Raw genomic sequence first — 19,950 nt, 5'->3', positions numbered from 1 at the left:
ATGATTGTTTTTTGAATTGGTGCTATTGTTTCACACCAGTTTTATTGTCATTCACTCCTTAATCTTTCCGATTCACTCCTTTCTTTTTTCTTGTAGATAAGAATTAATTCATTTTTGTTTCGAATTATTGCTCAATGGTCTTCATTGGGTATTGTAAAACGCAAAAATGAATTTTGTAGTGCCGTGAGTATTCGTGTAGGGCGATGCTCACAACTACAAACAAAATATATTAAATGAAATTAAGTACAATCACACCAAATCACAAATTTTCGCGATTGTTCTTGATAGCTTGCATTCTTGGGGGAACGAGTTTACAATTGCAAGCATCAGAACGATCCATTCTTTCAGCTAAGGATGGTATTTTCAATTTTTGGAAAAAGAAGAATGTAAAAAGCGAGTCAGACTCTATTCAGGGTAAAGACTCCGATTCTAAATTAAAAAAGTATGATGAAATAATTTCTTCTGATGCAATTACAAAAAAAGGGGTAATTGATATTCACAGAGTAAAAAAGGATTATTATTTCGAGATTTCTGATTCACTGCTTAGCCGTGATTTTCTTTTAGTCAATAAGATCTCTAAGGTTCCTTCTCAAATTAATGAGATGGGTATTAATAAAGGAATCAATTACCAGAACCTTTTAATTCGTTTCGAGGCCGATACCTTAAATGAAAAAGTTTGGGTGACTACTTATCATCCATACTACGAAGGAAAAAAGGGCGATGCCATTACCAAATCGGTTCGCGACAATTATATCCCTTCTATTAGAGAAAGCTTTGACTTAGCTTGTTTTGGAAAAGATTCGACCTCATGTGTTTTTAAAGTGAATAAGATTTTTGATGGTTCTGAAAAGAGCTTGAATGATCTGTTTACTGTTTTGGGAATGCCAGGATCGGCATTAAAGAGCCTATCTAAAATTAGTAAAGCAAAAAGTTTTCCGCAAAACTTGATTATGAAATCGCTGCTTACAACTAAAGCCGAAGGTATTACTGTTTCTATTGAGGTGACGACTAATATTGTTTTATTAGATGAAAACCCTATGAAACCTAGATTTGCTGATAAACGAGTTGGCTTTTTTACAACCAAACAACACTATTTTAACGACAAACAGCAAGCTCTTGAAAATCGTGAATTGGTTACAAGATGGCGTTTAGAGCCTAAAAAAGAAGATGTTGAAAAGTATCTGGCTGGAGAGCTGGTAGAACCACAAAAGCAAATCGTCTATTATGTAGACCCTGCTACACCTGCTCAATGGCGTCAAGCAATAAAAGATGGAATAAACGATTGGCAAATTGCTTTTGAACAAGCAGGTTTCAAGAATGCTATTATTGCTAAAGATGCTCCTGTAGACGATCCTGATTTTGATGGTGATGATGTTCGCTATTCAATGGTGACATATGCAGCATCAAGCCAAGCTAATGCGATGGGCCCTTCAGTTGTCGATCCTCGATCCGGGGAGATTATAGAAGCCGATATTATTTGGTGGCATAATGTTATGACGGCCTTACAATCCTGGATTAGAATTCAAACAGGTATCATCGATCCTAAAGCAAGAGCTAATAAATTCGAAGACGAACATATGGCTCATGCAATTCGTTTTGTATCCTCGCACGAGGTTGGTCATACCTTAGGGTTAATGCATAACATGGGAGCTTCATATGCTTATCCGGTTGATTCATTAAGATCGAAAACTTACACAGATAAAATGGGAGGTACAGCACCTTCGATTATGGATTACGCTCGTTTTAATTATGTTGCACAACCTGGAGATGGTGTTAAGAATATTACACCGCAAATTGGAGTTTACGATATTTTTGCAATTGGATGGGCTTACAAATGGAATAATAAAGCCAATCCTTGGGATGAATTAAGTGAACAAACTGCTATGCTCCGTAAACACGAAACGGATCCTTTATACCACTATGGACCTCAGCAGAACGGAAAGAATACAATTGATCCATCGGCGCAAAGCGAAGATTTGGGAGATAATTCAATGCATGCAAGTCGCTATGGATTAAAAAACCTGGAACGCATTGTACCACAAGTTGAAGATTGGACTTACGAAGAAGGTAAGGATTACGAGAAGGCTGGAAAAATGATGATGGGTATTATTGGGCAATGGTTCACTTATGCCAACCATGTGGTGACCAATGTTGGAGGTATATATCTTGATCAACCTGTTTATGGTGAGAAAAAAGCGGCTTATACTCACGTTGAGAAGGCAAAGCAAAAGGATGCTATTAAATACTTATTAGAAGAGGTAATTGATATTCCGGAATGGTTGACCCAAGCAGATATCTACAATAAAACATATCCTATTAAGGAATCGCCTATTGGCGATATTGAATATGCGCCAACGACACTATTTCGTGATTTACACGCACATATCTTTTACTCATTACTTCAGAAAGAGCGTTTGTTAAGAATGCTACAAAACGAAGCCGATAATGGGAATGATGCATATTCACTTACAGAAATGATGAGCGACTTGCACCAAGGTGTATTTGCGCAGACTATTAAGGGAAGAAGTTTATCAGTATTTGAGCGTCAGTCGCAAAAGAATTTTGTAGATGCTTTAATTATTGCTCAGAACAAAGCTTTAGAAAAGACAAGTAAAAAATCATTGCATGCTTCAGATTGCTCTTGTGGATCAGATCATGGACATATGCCAATGCTTTGTGAGTATGGCGTGAAGAACAATGCAATATTTGCTGATGAGAAAGAAGAACAGGCGAGTACTTATGCGAAGCGCAACTTATTTTTTGCCACTATGCACCGTGTTTCAGATGAAGTGTCGGTAAAAAGAGGAGAATTATTCCGAATTAAAGATTTATTGAAGAGAAAGAAAAATATTGGTAATGAAGCAACACGCTTTCATTATCAGGATCTTATTCTTCGTATAGAACACGCATTAAGTAATAAATAATATTGACCATAGCAGATTAGGAGTGTAAAATTCTCCTAATCTGTTTTTTTGTATGAATTAACCACTATTTTACTAACCAATAAAAACAAGAATTTATGAAAAGACTGCTAAGCTTGCTTTTGATTTTGATGCCGCTATTTGTATCGGCTCAAGAAATGAAGCAAATTTCAGGAAAGGTTCTCTCTGAAAAGGATGGGGAAGTTCTGATCGGAGCATCGGTATATATCGATAAATCAACGATCGGTACAGAAACCAATATGAAAGGGATTATAGAGAACATTACATTAGGAACCATTACCGATTTTGATGGTAATTTTACCCTAGAGGTTCCTAAAGGATTAAATACCATAGCTTGTAGCTTTCTTGGTTTTGAAACTCAAATGGTTAATATCACAGGCAAAACAGTTGTTACAATTAAACTTAGCGAATCAACTAGTGAGCTAGGAGAGATAATTGTAACAGGATATCAAAAAATTGAAAAAAGAAAGTTAACTGGCGCTGTTACAACGCTTGATATTGAGGAAAGTAAGCAGGCAGCTGTACTTGGTGTTGACCAAATGTTAGAAGGACAATTGGCAGGAGTTAGCGTACAATCAACTGGAGGAGCTCCTGGTGCACCCGCACGAATTCGTATCCGTGGAACGGCTTCACTTAATGGGCCACAAGATCCACTTTGGGTTCTTGATGGTATACCATTAGAAGGAACAGATTTACCTTCGGATCAGGATGATATCGATGTTGATCAATTAACAAGTTCGCCAATTGCTGGAGTAAATCCTGATGATATCGAAAGTATCACAGTTTTAAAAGATGCTTCGGCAACAGCAATTTATGGTGCTCGTGCAGCAAATGGTGTAATTGTTATTACAACAAAAAAAGGAAAAAAAGGAAAGGTAAGAGTTAACTATTCAGGAACGTTTAGTTACAAACCAAAGCCAAATATTGATCGATTAAATTTGATGAATTCATCAGAGAAAGTTGATTTGGAACTTCAATTGGCAAAATCAGGATATTCATATAAACCTAATCAGGGTGCTATTGGTCGTATTTTAAGCAATCACAGCGCATTGGATTTGTTTAAATCGGGTGGTTTGTCTGCTATTCCAGCTGACGCCCAGTCGGAAATAAGCGCATTAAGAAATGTGAATGCCAATTGGAATGATCAATTGTATGAAGATGCAATTTCGCAAAATCATCACTTTAGTATTTCTGGAGGAACTGATAAGAACGATTTCTATATTTCGGCTGGTTATTATAACGAAAAAGGAAACCTTTCAGGAACTTCTGTAGATCGTTATAACCTTTCAGTAAAAAATAATTTTAAGGTTAGCAGTCGTTTTAAGGCTGGTGTTTCTTTAATGGTTAACAGAAGAATTAATAAAAGTTATTTAACGGATAGCCGATCTTTTACTAATCCTGTATATTATTCTCGTAAAGCAAATCCTTACTATTTACCTAGCGACGAAAATAATGCCTATCTATACGACAAGGACATTAATAGTACAACAGGACAATTGTTAGATTACAATATATTGGAAGAACGCGAAAATACTGGAAACAAACTAAAAAGTGACGGTGTGTTGGCAAATTTCAATATCGAATGGAAATTGACGAATGCCTTTACATTTGAATCTCAATTAGGCTTACAGATAGATAAGCTTGCAAACGAAAAACTTGCAAAACAGGACAGTTATTATGTAAGAGACATGCGCTATCGCAGTCGTTATAATGGTGGAAAAGATTTTCTTCTTCCTAAAACAGGAGGAATTATTCGAAACTATGCAAGTGATCGTTTTCAATATACCTTAAAAAACATATTAAAATACAGCAAGAATATCAATGGGGATCATGATGTTTCTTTCATGTTAGGTAATGAACTAAGAGAGTCTTCTTTAAAAACGATTCAAAGTTTTGGTTATGGTTATGACGAACTTAATTTGACTACACAAGCAATAGCATATCGTGATGATAAAGACTATAAAACTTTCCCTTCTTATTTAGCAGGAGATGTAAAAGATAGATACGTTTCTTTCTTTGGTACTGGTGGATATACTTACAGGGATAAATATACTGTTTTCGGAAGCGTTCGATGGGATGGATCTAATCTCTTTGGTGTAAATCGAAAATATAAATATTTGCCATTGTGGTCAATTGGTGGAACTTGGAGAATAAAAGAAGAAAGCTTTTTGAAGGAGGTTGCATTTTTGAATAAACTACAGTTGCGTACATCATATGGTTTACAAGGTAATATCGATAAATCAACCTCTCCATATGTAATTGGAACTTATAACCGAATTAAAGTTTTACCAGGAGCTGATGAGAATGGCTTAACCGTTTCATCTCCACCTAATCCAAAATTAAGATGGGAGAAAACTTCGACCTATAATTTAGGACTTGATTTTGGTTTTTTCAAGAATACCATTAGTGGTAGTATTGATGGATATGTTCGTAAATCGTCTGATTTGATTGGGCCTAAATCACTTGCCTACTCAACTGGATTTAATGTAACATCGGTAAATTTTGCTGAGACTACCAATAAGGGAGTTGAATTATCTATTTACACAAGAAATATTAAGTCGAAGGATTTCTCATGGTCAACTCAACTAAATATTGCTTACAATACTAGCAATGTAGATAAGATTTTAAATGCGAACAATTTATTAACACCATCGGTAAATCAGGTAGGACATCCTATTAATTCGATATTTACGCTGAAACAAGCGGGCTTAGATGAAAATGGCGTTCCTATGATTTATAAGAAAAATGGGGATAAGATTAAGTTGGCGGATGCTTTCCAAATGGAAGATACATCGATTAAAGGCAGACAAGATTTAAAAGCATTGTATGAAAGTTTTGGTTATGTTTTAACAGATGAAGAATTACTGAATATTGTGCCTCCAACTTTTACTTCGAAACTAACAGCTGCTGAACAACGCGAACTATATACTTATTCGGGATCATCAAACCCAAAATATTCAGGAGGTTTAACCAATAAATTTACCTATAAAGGTTTTGATTTAAGTTTAGGTGTTGTTTTCAATCTTGGTCATAAGGTTCTTGCTCAGCCAAAATACAGTATGACTAATTTTGATAGAGGATTGAATTGGAATAAATCAGTCTTAGAAAGATGGACTCCTGAAAATACGGAGGCTACATTACCAAGAATTGTAGATGGAGCTTCTAAATCGGATCCATTGTATAGTACCTATTATTTATTGGCAACAAACCCTGCAATAGAACGCTTATTGAGTTCAAATGTTCGTGATGCTAGTTATGCTCGTCTGCAGACAGTACGATTGGGTTATACTTGCTCAAATGATTTTGTAAGAAAACTTAATCTTAGTGGTTTAAGAGTGTTTGTTGAAGCGAGAAATTTAGCAGTGCTTTATGGAGACTATAAGGATTATTTAGATCCTGAAACAATTGGAAATCCATTGGCACAACCTCTTCCTAAAACGGTATCATTTGGGGTAAAAGCAAATTTCTAAAAATTAAAGCAGATTAGAACCTTATAAGAATATTCAAAATGAAGAATAGAATAAGAAATAACATATTTTTATTATTTGCACTTATTGCAATTGGATTCAGTTCTTGCGATGATTATTTGGATGTGAAACCCAAAGGGCAAGTAATTCCAACACGTGCGATTGAGTTCAGAGAAATGCTTACAAAGGCATATAGTAATTTTCCAAACAGTAGGGGATTAGTAGCAATTGCTTCTGACGAAATGGATTTAAAAACAGGCGATTCTGAAGGATTGTACGATTACAGAAATATTTATCAGTGGGATCAAAATGCAGGAGGAGCAGAGTCTGATCTTGGATATTTACCAATGTATAAAACAATTTTTTATTGTAATTATATTCTGGAAAATATTGATGACGCGATTGAAGGTACGCAAGAAGAAATTGATCAAACCAAAGGTGAAACTTATCTTTTGAGAGCTTATTCTCATTTTATTTTGTCAAACATTTTCGGAGATCAATATCAACCAGGTACTAACGATCAGTTAAGGACAGCTCCGTTAGTAACTTTAGTTGATTTGGATGTAAATCCTTTCCCAAGCACATTAAAAGCAATGAATGATAGCATTATTGCTGATATTAATAAGGGAAAAAAGTTGATGAGTGTTGATAAACAAGAAGAAGCTGTTCTAAGATACCGTTTCTCCCTAAATGCAGCCAATGCATTCGAGGCTCGTTTTTATCTGTACACAGGGCAATGGGCTTTGGCGCTTGATGCTGCTCAAAAGGTGATTAATAATGAAGCCTATTCACTTGTAAATTTTGCAAGTTTTGGCGATGATGATGTATTACCAACTCATTTTGAGTCATCAGAATCGATTTTGGCCTTAGAAAAAACATGTGATTTTAAAATTCATAGTGCTGTTGTTGCATCTTCAGCTTTAACTGATGCTTTTGATCGAACAAATGATATGCGTTTTTCAAAATATCTGAAGTACGATTACGATGCTTCAGGATATAAATTTTCAGGAAATAAGGTTAGTTACGATCAATTTAAAACAACATTCAGATTGTCGGAACTTTATTTAACTGCAGCAGAAGCTGCTTTTAACCTGAAAGATTTTGATGCCTCAAAAAGCTTTTTAAAATCATTAATTGAGAAAAGATATACGACAGAAACTGTTGAAGCTGAAAAAGCTATTATTGATAATCTTTCAGAAACGGATTTGAAAACACGTGTTTTTAACGAACGTTTTAAAGAATTATGCGCGGAAGGTCATCGTTGGTTCGATTTAAAGAGAATGGGAAAGCCTTCGATAACTCATATCGTAAAAGAAACGAGTGAAGTATCAAAAGAGTTTATTCTTAACGAAAATGATGCTCGTTATGTAATTCCTTTTCCAAACGAAGTTGTACAAAACAATCCAAATTTGAATAATTAGGTTAAATTAGCATATTAATACATTGAAATTAGGGGTTTTCCATTACGGATTACCCCTTTTCTTTTGTAATTTGGACGCGTAAAAAAATGACATAAATGATTAGAATAGTTATTGTTGAGGATGAACAATTGGCAGCAAGAGAGTTGGAGAAAATGCTGCTTACTTTACGCCCAAATAGAATTAAAATTGAAGCACATCTAGAAAATATTGAACAGGCTGTGCGGTATCTATCTAAAAATAAGCCTGATTTGATATTTATGGATATTCATCTGGGAGATGGTAACAGTTTTGAGATATTCGACAGATTGGATGTGACAACACCGGTCATTTTTACAACAGCTTACGATCAATATGCTATACAGGCCTTTAAACATTGCAGTGTTGATTATTTATTGAAACCAATGGATTGTGATGATGTGGAAATTGCATTAGAAAAGTTCGAAAAGTTATTTCAAGAGAAGGAGACTCTCGATTTTAATGCTCTTCATAAATCCTTAAATAATCTAATGACTGGAGAGCAATATCAGGAACGATTTCTTGTGAGTCGTGGCGATCGTTTGAGTTCATTAGAAGTTGAACAAGTAGCGTATTTTATGGCAGAAGGCAAGGCGCTTTATTTGTTTGGATTTGATGGGAATCGCTATCTTTTTGATGGAACACTTTCGTCTTTAGAAAACAAACTTAGTCCAAAATTATTTTTTCGCATTAACCGTAAATTCATGGTTAGCTACCAAGCCATTAACGAGATGCACTACTATTCGAAAAATAGAATAAAATTAATTCTGAGCCCTAATCATGCAGAATGTATCGATGCAATTGTTAGTCAGGATCGGTGTGCAGATTTTAAGAAGTGGTTGAATCAATAAAATATACCCTGATGTAAAAGTGTGAATTATTTAACAAAAACATAAAATTATTGTATTCTTTTCTTACAAAAGAACTTTCATCTCGTATTATTGCATAATTAAAATTTATTGATAATTATAAAATGATTTCGTGCCATGAAAAACTGTATAGTTTTATTCTTTTGTATTCTCTTCTTATTTTGTTTTGCTTCTTGTTCCGATGATGAAGGTTTATCTAAAACCGATTACTATAACCTTTCAAACCTTCCTTCGGATGACGGGGGAATTCATTCCAGTCATTTATTAGGAGAAGCTAATACGCCATATGGTTATTATGCATATCAACCTTCAGGCTACGATGATGATCAAGATTCAATGTATCCAATACTAATATTTTTGCATGGTGCAGGTGAAAAAGGCAATAGTCTAAAGCATCCGGAATATTTGGAGCGAATTCTTGTAAACGGACCTCCAAAGATGATTGAAAATGGAAATTGGGCGCCGAAGTATCCGATGTTGGTAATTTCTCCGCAGTGCCATGACGAAAGCTGGCGTGCAGATAAGATGAAAAAATTTGTTGAATATATTATTGAAAAATATAAAATTAATGAACGAAGAATATATATAACTGGATTAAGTATGGGCGGATTTGGATGTTTTAATTATGTTGGAACATTTGGCGATGAGTCTCACGTAACAGCAGTTGTTCCGATTTGTGGTGGTGGTAATACTGACCAAGCGGAAAATTTCAAAAATATCCCTGTTTGGGCATTTCATGGAGAGAGTGATGCAACTGTTGCTCCTTCTCAATCAAAAAGTATGATTGAGGCAATTAATAAGATTAACCCAAGCGAAAAAGCTAAAATTACACTTTATCCTAATTTGGGACACAATTCATGGACTTGTACTTATGAAGGAACAGGAATTGGAAAAGAAAATAAAGATTGCGATTCATTTACCACTGATATCTTTACATGGATGTTAAAGCATGAGAAAAAAGAATCAGAAGTGAATTAGATAAGTATTTATATAAAGAGCAAAGCCATTATTCTAGTAACAGAATAATGGCTTTATTGCTAATGTAAGTTTTAAACATGATGATGAATACAAGTTCGTAAAACCTTATCTTTGCTAATAAATTTAGATTTATATGGAAAATAGTAACTGTACTCCTAAGATAATCAACTACGATGGAAAGGAATATATTTGTTCTCTTGCCTTTGCACTTCGTTTAATAGGTGACAAATACAAATCATTAATCCTTTTTCATTTAAAGGATGGTGAGATGCGATCTGGAGAACTACAGAAATCCATAGATGGATTATCAAATAGAATGTTTACCTTTTCTGTAAGAGCATTAGAGAATGATCAATTGGTAAGTCGTGAAGTGTATCCAGAAGTACCTCCTCATGTCGTTTATAAATTAACCGAATCGGGCAAAGCAATAATCCCCATTATCCTAGAATTAGATAAATGGGGACAAAATTTTGCAAGGGATCATCACTTATACGCTCCGGGTGAATAATGCAATTCGTAGGAGTGAGAATAAATTTCAAAAACATTACCAAAAGGATCCTCTACATAACACATACGGTAAGGTTTATCTCCTGGATAATATTCTCTGATTGGCATGCGTTGCTTTCCACCATGTTCAACAATTTTGGCAACCAAGCCTTCTACGTCAGGATCCTGAACCGAGAAGTGAAACAATCCAGTCTTGAAGGGTTCAAATGTTGGTTTCTGTTCTTTACTTTCTTTAAATTCAAACAATTCAATTCCTATTCGATCACCCGTTGAGAGGTGAGCAATGCGAAATGTTTCCCATCCTTTGCCAAACACATCGATACACATTTGACCAATTGCAGTCTCATTTTCCTCAACAACCTCGGTAGGTGGCATAATAATATAAAATCCCATCACTTCGGTGTAAAATGCTACAGCTTTATCCAAATCTGGAACTGTGATTCCAATATGGGAAAAAGCTCTTGGATACTCTTTTTTTTCTTCTTTCATATCTTTCTTATTTGCTTCAGCATTGGTCGAGAAAAATAGACTGATGCTCATTAATAATATTATACCGACTTTCATATTTACGCTTTTAAATTCAGTACAATTTTAGCTTGATTTAATGACGCAAACAATATCTTACACGGATGATCCTTGGTTACATAGATGTGCTAAATGCTGAATGGCAGAAAGATAATAGAGTGTTAATTATTGTTAATAATAATTTTGATTTTTATATCATTGGAATGAGATGTTTTTTTACAAAAAAGAACCCGAAATGATATTCATCTCGGGTTTCTATTTAATTTATAATATTGTTGATATTTATTTTTCCAATTGTATCCGATTAATTTTTAGACCGTCAGATTGTATACTTCGGGTATATTTTACATCAGGTTTTCCAAATAGTAAAACATAACCAATTGTATGCGATTCGGGAATGCCGATTAAAACTCTAAGATTTGGATCAATATCATTAATGGCCCATTTTACCAAACCATTCCAAAGTGTGCCAATGCCATGAGTATTAGCCAATAATTCAAAATAGCTTAAAGTAATTAAACAATCTGCTTCAGGAGAAGAATCAACCGAAGGAGCCGAGGCAATCAGCAAGTGTGGAGCATCTCTAAAAATGATATCCGTTTTACTCGATTCCCATACTTTCTGAAAAACAGACAAGTGTTCGTATTGTTTCTCTAAAGAACCAGTTTCTTTGGCTTTTTTAATTGAAACATACACTTGCTCTCGAAACTTTTCTAAATCCGATTTGTTATCAATTAAAGATAATAGAACTGCATTGTCGTTATGTCCTGTAGGAGCATAAGAGGCAGTATCCATTAATTCTTGAATCAATTCAGGTTCAATTTCTTCCTGCTTGTATTTTCGAATCGAACGTCTTGTTTTTATTAATCGGCTTAAAGTTTGCGCTTTTGGAATTTCGCCTTTAACCAATACACTATCGTCCGGTTTTTTACCTAAAATAGATAAAGCTCCGGTTGGGCAAATGGCCAAACAATGTTGGCATTGCAAACAGTTCTTTTCTTTGTTAGGAAGAATGATTGGCTTCGGATCCATTTTAATGATGCGAACAGGACAATCCTGAGCGCACAAAGCACATTCAATACACTTTTCTTCTTCTATTTTAAAATCTAACATCAGTAATTCTTTCTGATTTGGAATTAGTGTACTTATCGAACAAAGTTGGTCATTACTTTTCTTTCGATTGCAGGAGCTTCAACTTTATCTTTTCCGTTTTCTACAAGCTGAAGAAGATAAGCCATATTCTTACCTAATACTCTCATAATTTGTACCCCTTCTTCATCCTTTTCCACCTGACCAGGCATCAAGCCATGAATTACATTCCAATAGTTCGAAGTAGGAATCATCATCTCCGAATAGGTTAGGTAGTTGTTTAATTCGTTAAAAGCTGGTAAACCTCCTGAACGACGAACAGCAACAACCGAAGCGCCAACTTTGTGACGTAACAGACTTCCATTTGCTCCAGCAACATAAAAAGCTCTGTCTAAGAAAGATTTAAAACTGGCACTTAATGATGCATAATGAACAGGAGTACCAAGGATAATACCATCTGCTTCTTTCATTTTCTGTATCCACTCATTCACATCATCATTTTTGATGATACACTTTTCATCTCGATTTTTAAAACACATATTACAGGCAGTACATGCTTTTACATTTTTAATGCCAACATTTACGATTTCTGTCTCAATTCCTTTTTCCTCCAACTGTTCACAAACCAATTTTAATGCATGATATGTGTTTCCTTCTTTTTTTGGACTTCCGTTAAATGCAACTACTTTCATTTTGTTTATTTTGAGTTTTGTTTTTTTTCGGATTTAATTAAAACCGTTGCAAAATTACGGTCTATTTTAGAGAATCCTGTTTAAGCAGATGTTAAAAATCCATATTTATTCAATCTCAAACCCATTAAAAGTTTCAAATTTCCATATTTCAATTACTTTTCCAATAGCGAGCTCATATGGTTTGTAGTTCCGATTAGAGGAAACCAGAAGTAATGTTTGATTTTTCTCCAATTGCTTATATACAACTTTAAATACAATTCCATCTTCTTCGGTTACAATAATACAAGGAGTTCCCTCTTTAATTAGTTCCCAGTTTTGAATAAAGGAAGCAGTTACCCATGCACCTTCAGGTATTGGTAACATCGAATCGCCTTGTATTTGGAAAGTTCGGTAGGTTTTATCTTTTGGTAGAAAGGGAAGCGTGAATTTTGGCAATGAACCAATAAATTCCAAATCCCCATAGCTGTTGGTATAGCCAGCTTGTGCTTTTAGGGGAACCATTTCTATGTTTTCTTCTCCGTCTTTGTTTACTGATATGGTAAGCAAACGTAATTTTTTACCTGTCACATCAATGTCAAATCCATCTTCAATCTGCGAAAGCTGAAATTCAGATAGCTCTTTTAGCCTATAGCGGACTAAGGCATCGATAGAAACACCGAAATATTCGGCGAATTTAATCAATACATGAAAAGGAGGCTGAACACTCTTTTCGTATCCTGCTAAAGTGGTTCGTGTAATGCTCAGTTGATCAGCTAAACTAAGCTGCGATTTCTTCCTTCGCTGGCGAAGGAACTTGATATTTTCTGCAAAAAACATAGCTTCTTTTTTTCAAAGATAACAAATAAAGACTAAATTATCGACAGATTATTGACGAAATTATCGACATTTAGTGAGAAAGACAATAGTACATATGGATTTGGACACATTTTTTGTGTCTTGTGAACGACTATTAGACAGTCGATTGAACAATCGGCCAGTGCTGATTGGAGGAACGTCGGATAGAGGGGTTGTGGCGGCTTGTAGTTACGAAGCGCGTGTTTATGGCATTCATTCTGCCATGCCAATGAAAATGGCTCGGCTATTATGCCCAGATGCTGTTGTGATCAGAGGAGATAGTGGAACGTACAGTAAGTTTTCGAATATGGTAACAGAAATTGTAAAGGAGCGTTCACCGATTTTCGAAAAATCCTCCATTGATGAGTTTTACATTGATATTACGGGAATGGATCGTTTTGTGCAGACCAGTTACTTGTGGTCTAAAGAATTAAGAGAAACCATTCTGAAGGAAACGCATTTGCCCATTTCTTTTGGATTATCTACAAGTAAAACCGTTTCGAAAGTGGGAACCGGAGAGGCCAAGCCCAATAATCACATCGAAATTCCTGAGGGAAATGAGATGCCTTTTTTAGCACCGCTTTCCATAAAGAAAATTCCTATGGTAGGTGATAAAACTTACCACAAGCTTCGAAGCATGGGTGTGGAGAAGATACGAACAGTACAGGAAATGCCCATGGAATTAATGGAGCGTGTATTGGGCAAAAACGGAGCTGTAATTTGGAAGAAAGCACAAGGAATAGATAACACACCTGTGGTGGCTTGGAGTGAGCGAAAATCCATCTCTAGCGAACGAACTTTTGAGAAAGACACTACTGATATTGTAAAATTGCGTAGTTTATTGGTAGCTATGGCCGAAAATCTCTCTTATCAGCTGCGAAAAGGAAACAAACTAACTGCTTGTGTGACGCTTAAGATTCGGTATTCCGATTTTCAGACCTACACAAAACAGAAGCGAATATCCTATACATCTTTAGATCATACGCTAATCGCAGTTGTTTTAGATTTATTTGATAAGGTATATGAGCGCAGAGTTCTCATTCGATTGATTGGAGTTCGCTTTAGCAATTTGGTTGGAGGAACCTATCAAATTCGTTTATTCGAAGACTCCGAAAAGCTAATTAAATTGTATCAAGCTATGGATCATGTTCGAAATCGTTACGGGCAAAATGCAGTAAAAAGAGCCATTGCTATGGGATCAAAAAACATTGGTGGCATGAACCCTTTTAATGGACAAGCTCCAATTATTCCTGCACACCGAAGAGAATGATCAGTTAGCAGTTAGCGCAAAATTAAATTGTTAGGTGCAGCGCACCGTAATATTTACTCGTAATGCTAGAATAGAAAGACCTGTCAGAGTCTCGGTTGAGCTATTTGATTGTTCGACTGTTCGACTTTTTGACCTTTTAGACTTCAGAATCATGCTTCTAAATTGCCATACCTATTATAGTTTTAAATACGGAACACTTTCCACCGAAGAGCTTTTAAAGGAAGTTACTTCAGGAGGCTTTTCGGTTGTTGTCTTAACGGATATCAACAACACGGCGGCAAGTCTCGATTTTGTAAGAAGAAGCAAAGAATTTGGAATTCGACCAGTTGTAGGTGTTGATTTTCGAAATGGGGTAAAGCAGCAGTATGTGGCAATTGCAAAAAATGCAGATGGATTTCGGGAGCTCAATGAGTTTTTAACACCACATTTACATGATAAAAAAGAGTTTGAAGCAAAAGCTCCAAACTTTGATCACGCTTATGTTGTTTACCCTTTTTCATCTAAACTTAGAGATTTAAAAGAGCATGAATATATGGGTGTTAGTCCACAAGATTTATTGCGTTTGCCATTTACCGAATGGAAAAATCATCAAGATAAGTTGGTGATTTTACAAACAGCTAGTTTCCGTAACAAACGCGACTACAATATCCATCGATTATTGCGTGCCATCGATAAAAATACTTTACTGAGCAAACTAGCTAAAGATGAGCAAGCTGATTTTGAGAATCAATACCGAAGTAAACAGGAATTGTTGGCCATTTATCAAGAATATCCACGGATAATTGAGAACACAGAAAAGCTCTTGGTCAATTGTAACATGGAGTTTGAATTTGGTACGAACAAAAACAAAAAGCGCTTTACCAATTCGGAGGAGGAAGATTTTGAACTGTTGAAAGATAAGGCTTTTGAAGGCTTAAAGTATCGATATGATCAGGTAACCGATGAGATTTTAGATCGTCTAAATAAGGAATTAAAGGTGATTCGAGAATTGAATTTTTGTTCCTACTTTCTGATTAATTGGGATATGGTAAAGTATGCTATGAGTAAAGGATACTATCATGTTGGGCGAGGAAGTGGAGCCAATAGTTTGGTTGCTTACCTGCTAAGAATCACAAATGTTGACCCTGTTGACTTAGACCTTTACTTTGAGCGTTTCATCAATCCCTTTCGAACTTCTCCTCCCGATTTTGATATCGATTTCTCATGGACCGATCGTGATGATGTGACCCGTTATTTGTTTGATACATATGGCTGGGATCACGTGGCTTTATTGGGCACTTTTATTACGTTTAATCACAAATCAGCCTTTCGGGAAATAGGTAAGGTTTTTGGTTTGCCCGATGAGGAAATAAGTCGTCTGCAAAGAAATCCAAATCCGGCGGAAGCCGACGAGTATGGCAAGTGGGTGATTCGCTACAGTAAGTACATTGCAGGTTTTCCAAGTCATGGCAGTATTCATTCCAGTGGTGTTTTAATATCCGATAAGCCAATAAGCAATTATTCGGCAACCGAGCTCATGCCCAAAGGTTTCCCTTCTACGCAGTTCGATATGTATATTTCCGAAGACTTGGGCTTGCATAAATTTGATATTTTAAGTCAGCGAGGTTTAGGAAAAATAAAGGATACGCTTGCGATCATTAAAAATAATCATGGTGTTGATATCGATATTCACAACACCAAGTTGTTTATGGAGAATGTACGCGTAAAACGCATGCTGAAAAAAGGAGAAGCCATTGGCTGTTTTTATGTGGAATCGCCTGCTATGCGAATGCTTTTAACCAAGCTAAAAGCGGAAGATTACAAGCGATTGGTAGCTGCTAGTTCTATCATTAGGCCTGGCGTAGCAAAAAGCGGTATGATGCGCGAATACATCCTTCGCTTTCAGGATGAAAATAGGAGAGAAGAAGCTCGCCGGGAAATTCCCGAATTGTATCGAATTTTGGAGGAAACTTACGGCGTAATGGTGTATCAGGAAGATGTGATTAAGGTGGCACATTATTTCGCCGGTTTATCTCTAGACGAAGCAGATGTTTTGCGCAGAGGAATGTCTTGGAAGTTTAAGCAGCGAAATGAGTTTGCTAAGGTGAAGAATAAGTTTTTTTCCAATTGCAAGGAAAAGGGTTATGCCGATGCAATTGTGCAGGATATTTGGCGGCAAATAGAGAGTTTTGCCAATTACGCCTTTGCCAAAGGTCACTCAGCAAGTTATGCGGTAGAGAGTTTTCAGGCGCTTTATTTAAAAGCTTATTATCCTTTGGAGTATATGGTAGCCACCTTAAATAACGGAGGCGGTTTTTATTCTGCACAACTTTATTTACACGATGCGGTAATGCATGGAGCAGAGGTGGAGGCGCCTTGTGTAAACAACAGTGCTTGGGAGAATATCATTAATGGAAAAACCATTTGGTTAGGTTTTTATTTGTTGCGCGATTTAGAGCGAGGAACAGGGAAGCGATTGATTGTAGAGCGGAATGAGAATGGCGCTTTTACCAGCTTACGCAATTTTGTTACGCGATTTCCGATTAGTTTGGAACAGCTAATCATTTTAATTAGAGCTGGAGCATTTCGATTTTGTGGTAAGAATAAGAAGGAATTGCTTTGGGATGCTCATTATCTTTTAGGGCATAGTAAGAAAACCAAGCCAGAGAAAACTTTATTTCAGACTGAAGTAAAAGAATTTAAATTGCCTGAGCTTTGGAAACATAAATTAGAAGATGCTTTTGATGAAATTGAATTGCTAGGATTATCTATTCAATCACCTTTTGAATTGCTTAAGGATGCATTGCCGTCCGATTTAAAGGTCTGCCATTTGTCACGACTCATCAATCGTTACATTCGAATTGTAGGCTTTCTAATTCATCGAAAGCCAACGAAAGCAAGCAATGGTAAAATCATGTATTTTGGCACTTGGATCGATTTGGATGGACATTGGTTGGATACGGTTCATTTTCCACCTGTAGCCAAAGAATTTCCTTTCCGTGGGCCTGGTTGCTATTGCATAGAAGGAAAAGTGACCGAAGAGTATGGTTTTTTAAGTATAGAAGTGAGTAAAATGGAACGAATGCCAAACTTGAGTTTAGAAGATGTAACTAAGTAATTATAAATTAATAATGATGAATTAGTAATTCATCCCAAAATTGAAATAAAGAAGGGGAAAGTCCCCTTTAGGGGATTTAGGGGTAATGATTAGTGACCTTTCGACTTTTAAGACTCTTCGACCATTCAAGACCTTTAAGACTCTTGCGTACCTATTTTCGGATCAATTCTTTATTAATTGCTTTTACCAAAGCAGGGCCTTCATAAATAAATCCAGTGTAAATTTGAACAAGTGAAGCTCCTGCATTCAATTTTTCAATTGCATCTTCCTTAGTTAAAATGCCGCCAACGCCAATAATTGGGATATTACCTTTTGATTTTTTATGAATGTAGCGAATTACTTGAGTTGATCGTTCACGCAAAGGTTGTCCACTTAAACCACCAGCTCCAATTTCTTTCACTTTACGATCTGGATAAGATAATCCGTCTCTTGAAATAGTCGTATTGGTAGCGACAATTCCATCAATTTTCGTTTCCTGAACAATTTCAATAATATCATCTAATTGCGATTCGCTTACATCAGGAGCGATTTTTAACAATACCGGCTTAGTTTTCTCTTTGCTTCTATTCAAATCCATGATTTGATTTAAAAGCTCAGTTAAAGGTTCTTTATCCTGTAGCTCTCTTAAGTTTGGTGTGTTTGGAGAGCTTACATTCACGACGAAGTAGTCAACAAGAGGGTAGAGGGCATCAAAACATTTGATATAATCGCTCGTAGCATCTTCGTTTGGCGTAAGTTTATTTTTTCCAATGTTTCCACCTATAAGCACCTGAGTTCTCTTCTTGCGTAAACGCCGAACAACTTCTTCTACACCTTCGTTATTAAACCCCATTCGGTTGACTAAGGCTTTATCATTTACGAAGCGAAAAAGACGTGGGAGAGGGTTTCCTGCTTGTGCTTTAGGTGTGACGGTACCAATTTCGATAAAACCAAAGCCCATACTTCCCAGAAAATCGAATGCTTCGGCATTCTTATCTAAACCTGCAGCCAATCCTACAGGATTAGGAAAATTTAGGCCAAAAAGATGCCTTTCTAAGGAATGGTGTTTAATTCTAAACTGAGCTGATACAATTGCACGTATTAATTTAAATTTTTGAAAAAACTTAAAAAAACCAAAGGTAAACTTATGAATGCTTTCCGGATCGAACTGTAGAAGAACAGGGCGTACGACTAATTTATATAAACTCATCTATCTTAATTTTTATACAAAGATAATAGGATTATTATAATAAAAAGAGTTTTTAGTCTTTATTTAAGGTTGTGGGTATTTATTTAAAATATGAATTTACAAAATAAACACGAGTTGTTTTGATATTGCTAATTTCTAATGCTCTATCAAAAAACTTATCAACATAAGTTTTTATTTTATGATTGTTTTACTAATTTCGTACTCGCTTTTAAAAAATGAGGTGAAAATTTTATAAAATGATTAAGGATAAGTTTGAAAGTTGGATGAAAGCATCCACAGGTAAGTTTTTTGAAATATACAAAAGTGGTCCAACGATTATTAAAATGCGTGTCTTACATACATTTTTCCGCATCGTATTTGCCTGTGCTACTATTGGGTCAATAATGCTATTGTTGAGTTCGTATTTTGCAAGCCTTAGTCAGTTTTTTGGCAATTATTTTGGTTTAAAAGCACTTCAAAAAATAGCATCGGAGAATCCTGTGTTTTTTGATCTTGTCTTACTATTAGCCATGGTTTTGTCGCTATCTAGCTTGTGGTTGATGAAGATAATTCGAATTAGAAACAAGCATATCTCAGAATTTTATTACTTTTGGGATAATCATATTGAAACTGGCAGAAAACTGCTAAAGGAAAATTAAAGTGTAAAAGCATACGACGCTTAATTAGCAGTTAAGATTTTAAGTTCTCATTTTCATTAAATTACAAATAGGTTAAAAAACTATGAATAAATTAAAAGAAATATATTTAAACCAGTTTCAGTTAAATATTCTTTTAGATGAAGAAGAAAAGGAAGCCTATCGCTTTATAGTTCAAGAAGGAACTTACTGTGTTCATTGTAAAGATGTGTGCAGTGAAGGAGTTGAGGTCAGAGAAAACATTCTTAATGATATGAATGACATTCTGATTAAAGGAGTTTGTAAAAAGTGCGAAGGACATGTTAGCCGATTTATTGAATATGGTGAGTTTGAAGATTTCGTAGAAAGAGCAAATTCTTTTCGAAAGGCAATAGGAGAGTAGTAAAAATATTTTTGAATATATATTTAGACCTGATTGGA

At 35.5% G+C, this 19,950-nt stretch carries 15 protein-coding genes; 10 read left to right on the top strand and 5 right to left on the bottom strand.

Annotation, left to right across the window (positions count from 1 at the left end; all coding sequences use genetic code 11):
- Positions 1-233 precede the first annotated feature (233 nt).
- From L3049_RS02170 to L3049_RS02145, 6 genes are all read left to right on the top strand, one after another.
- Complete coding sequence (locus L3049_RS02170) at positions 234-2,924, top strand: zinc-dependent metalloprotease (RefSeq protein ID WP_275108137.1); 2,691 nt, start codon at positions 234-236, stop codon at positions 2,922-2,924.
- Between the two features lie 95 nt (positions 2,925-3,019).
- A complete protein-coding gene (locus tag L3049_RS02165) occupies positions 3,020-6,412 on the top strand; it encodes a SusC/RagA family TonB-linked outer membrane protein (RefSeq protein WP_275108136.1) in 3,393 nt (1,130 codons plus the stop codon).
- 38 nt (positions 6,413-6,450) lie between these two features.
- Positions 6,451-7,830 carry a RagB/SusD family nutrient uptake outer membrane protein gene (locus L3049_RS02160; protein ID WP_275108135.1) on the top strand — a complete coding sequence of 460 codons (1,380 nt, stop codon included), beginning with the start codon at positions 6,451-6,453 and terminating at the stop codon, positions 7,828-7,830.
- 95 nt (positions 7,831-7,925) lie between these two features.
- Entirely contained in the window at positions 7,926-8,696 is a 771-nt protein-coding gene (locus L3049_RS02155; RefSeq protein WP_275108134.1) for a LytR/AlgR family response regulator transcription factor, read from the top strand.
- A gap of 135 nt (positions 8,697-8,831) precedes the next feature.
- Complete coding sequence (locus tag L3049_RS02150) at positions 8,832-9,692, top strand: carboxylesterase family protein (RefSeq protein ID WP_275108133.1); 861 nt, start codon at positions 8,832-8,834, stop codon at positions 9,690-9,692.
- Between the two features lie 133 nt (positions 9,693-9,825).
- A complete protein-coding gene (locus tag L3049_RS02145) occupies positions 9,826-10,200 on the top strand; it encodes a winged helix-turn-helix transcriptional regulator (RefSeq protein ID WP_275108132.1) in 375 nt (124 codons plus the stop codon).
- Here the strand turns inward: L3049_RS02145 and L3049_RS02140 are convergent.
- The 4 genes from L3049_RS02140 to L3049_RS02125 form a co-directional block, all read right to left on the bottom strand.
- Complete coding sequence (locus L3049_RS02140; protein WP_275108131.1) at positions 10,176-10,763, bottom strand: lactoylglutathione lyase family protein; 588 nt, start codon at positions 10,761-10,763, stop codon at positions 10,176-10,178. The two genes, L3049_RS02145 and L3049_RS02140, sit on opposite strands and share 25 nt — an antisense overlap.
- Before the next feature lie 243 nt (positions 10,764-11,006).
- On the bottom strand, positions 11,007-11,837 hold the full coding sequence (locus L3049_RS02135) for a nitroreductase family protein (protein ID WP_275108130.1): 831 nt from the start codon (positions 11,835-11,837) through the stop codon (positions 11,007-11,009).
- 32 nt (positions 11,838-11,869) lie between these two features.
- Entirely contained in the window at positions 11,870-12,505 is a 636-nt protein-coding gene (locus L3049_RS02130; RefSeq protein ID WP_275108129.1) for a flavodoxin family protein, read from the bottom strand.
- Positions 12,506-12,610: 105 nt separating this feature from the next.
- Entirely contained in the window at positions 12,611-13,321 is a 711-nt protein-coding gene (locus L3049_RS02125) for an XRE family transcriptional regulator (protein WP_275108128.1), read from the bottom strand.
- A gap of 73 nt (positions 13,322-13,394) precedes the next feature.
- On the opposite strand from L3049_RS02125, the gene dinB reads away from it, so the two are divergent.
- Both dinB and L3049_RS02115 read left to right on the top strand, forming a co-directional pair.
- Entirely contained in the window at positions 13,395-14,609 is a 1,215-nt protein-coding gene (gene dinB / locus L3049_RS02120) for a DNA polymerase IV (protein WP_275108127.1), read from the top strand.
- Positions 14,610-14,760: 151 nt separating this feature from the next.
- Complete coding sequence (locus L3049_RS02115; protein ID WP_275108126.1) at positions 14,761-17,706, top strand: DNA polymerase III subunit alpha; 2,946 nt, start codon at positions 14,761-14,763, stop codon at positions 17,704-17,706.
- Between the two features lie 151 nt (positions 17,707-17,857).
- Here L3049_RS02115 and L3049_RS02110 read toward each other — a convergent pair whose 3' ends face one another.
- Positions 17,858-18,895 carry a quinone-dependent dihydroorotate dehydrogenase gene (locus L3049_RS02110; protein ID WP_275108125.1) on the bottom strand — a complete coding sequence of 346 codons (1,038 nt, stop codon included), beginning with the start codon at positions 18,893-18,895 and terminating at the stop codon, positions 17,858-17,860.
- 236 nt (positions 18,896-19,131) lie between these two features.
- On the opposite strand from L3049_RS02110, the gene L3049_RS02105 reads away from it, so the two are divergent.
- Positions 19,132-19,533 (top strand): hypothetical protein, encoded by a 402-nt coding sequence (locus tag L3049_RS02105; RefSeq protein WP_275108124.1) that lies wholly within the window; start codon positions 19,132-19,134, stop codon positions 19,531-19,533.
- A gap of 82 nt (positions 19,534-19,615) precedes the next feature.
- Positions 19,616-19,912, top strand: coding sequence for a hypothetical protein (locus tag L3049_RS02100; RefSeq protein WP_275108123.1), 297 nt, complete (start codon positions 19,616-19,618; stop codon positions 19,910-19,912).
- Positions 19,913-19,950 lie beyond the last annotated feature (38 nt).

Source organism: Labilibaculum sp. DW002, assembly GCF_029029525.1.
GTDB lineage: Bacteria > Bacteroidota > Bacteroidia > Bacteroidales > Marinifilaceae > Paralabilibaculum > Paralabilibaculum antarcticum.
The sequence above is the reverse complement of the archived record's forward strand: the minus strand, read 5'-3'. Positions and strand labels throughout refer to the sequence as shown.

What these genes read in the sequence shown, in the direction of transcription:
- L3049_RS02170 (WP_275108137.1), top strand. Translation starts at nt 234, where the DNA reads ATGAAATTAAGTACAATCACACCAAATCACAAATTTTCGCGATTGTTC.
- L3049_RS02165 (WP_275108136.1), top strand. Translation starts at nt 3,020, where the DNA reads ATGAAAAGACTGCTAAGCTTGCTTTTGATTTTGATGCCGCTATTTGTA.
- L3049_RS02160 (WP_275108135.1), top strand. Translation starts at nt 6,451, where the DNA reads ATGAAGAATAGAATAAGAAATAACATATTTTTATTATTTGCACTTATT.
- L3049_RS02155 (WP_275108134.1), top strand. Translation starts at nt 7,926, where the DNA reads ATGATTAGAATAGTTATTGTTGAGGATGAACAATTGGCAGCAAGAGAG.
- L3049_RS02150 (WP_275108133.1), top strand. Translation starts at nt 8,832, where the DNA reads ATGAAAAACTGTATAGTTTTATTCTTTTGTATTCTCTTCTTATTTTGT.
- L3049_RS02145 (WP_275108132.1), top strand. Translation starts at nt 9,826, where the DNA reads ATGGAAAATAGTAACTGTACTCCTAAGATAATCAACTACGATGGAAAG.
- L3049_RS02140 (WP_275108131.1), bottom strand. Translation starts at nt 10,763, where the DNA reads ATGAAAGTCGGTATAATATTATTAATGAGCATCAGTCTATTTTTCTCG.
- L3049_RS02135 (WP_275108130.1), bottom strand. Translation starts at nt 11,837, where the DNA reads ATGTTAGATTTTAAAATAGAAGAAGAAAAGTGTATTGAATGTGCTTTG.
- L3049_RS02130 (WP_275108129.1), bottom strand. Translation starts at nt 12,505, where the DNA reads ATGAAAGTAGTTGCATTTAACGGAAGTCCAAAAAAAGAAGGAAACACA.
- L3049_RS02125 (WP_275108128.1), bottom strand. Translation starts at nt 13,321, where the DNA reads ATGTTTTTTGCAGAAAATATCAAGTTCCTTCGCCAGCGAAGGAAGAAA.
- L3049_RS02115 (WP_275108126.1), top strand. Translation starts at nt 14,761, where the DNA reads ATGCTTCTAAATTGCCATACCTATTATAGTTTTAAATACGGAACACTT.
- L3049_RS02110 (WP_275108125.1), bottom strand. Translation starts at nt 18,895, where the DNA reads ATGAGTTTATATAAATTAGTCGTACGCCCTGTTCTTCTACAGTTCGAT.
- L3049_RS02105 (WP_275108124.1), top strand. Translation starts at nt 19,132, where the DNA reads ATGATTAAGGATAAGTTTGAAAGTTGGATGAAAGCATCCACAGGTAAG.
- L3049_RS02100 (WP_275108123.1), top strand. Translation starts at nt 19,616, where the DNA reads ATGAATAAATTAAAAGAAATATATTTAAACCAGTTTCAGTTAAATATT.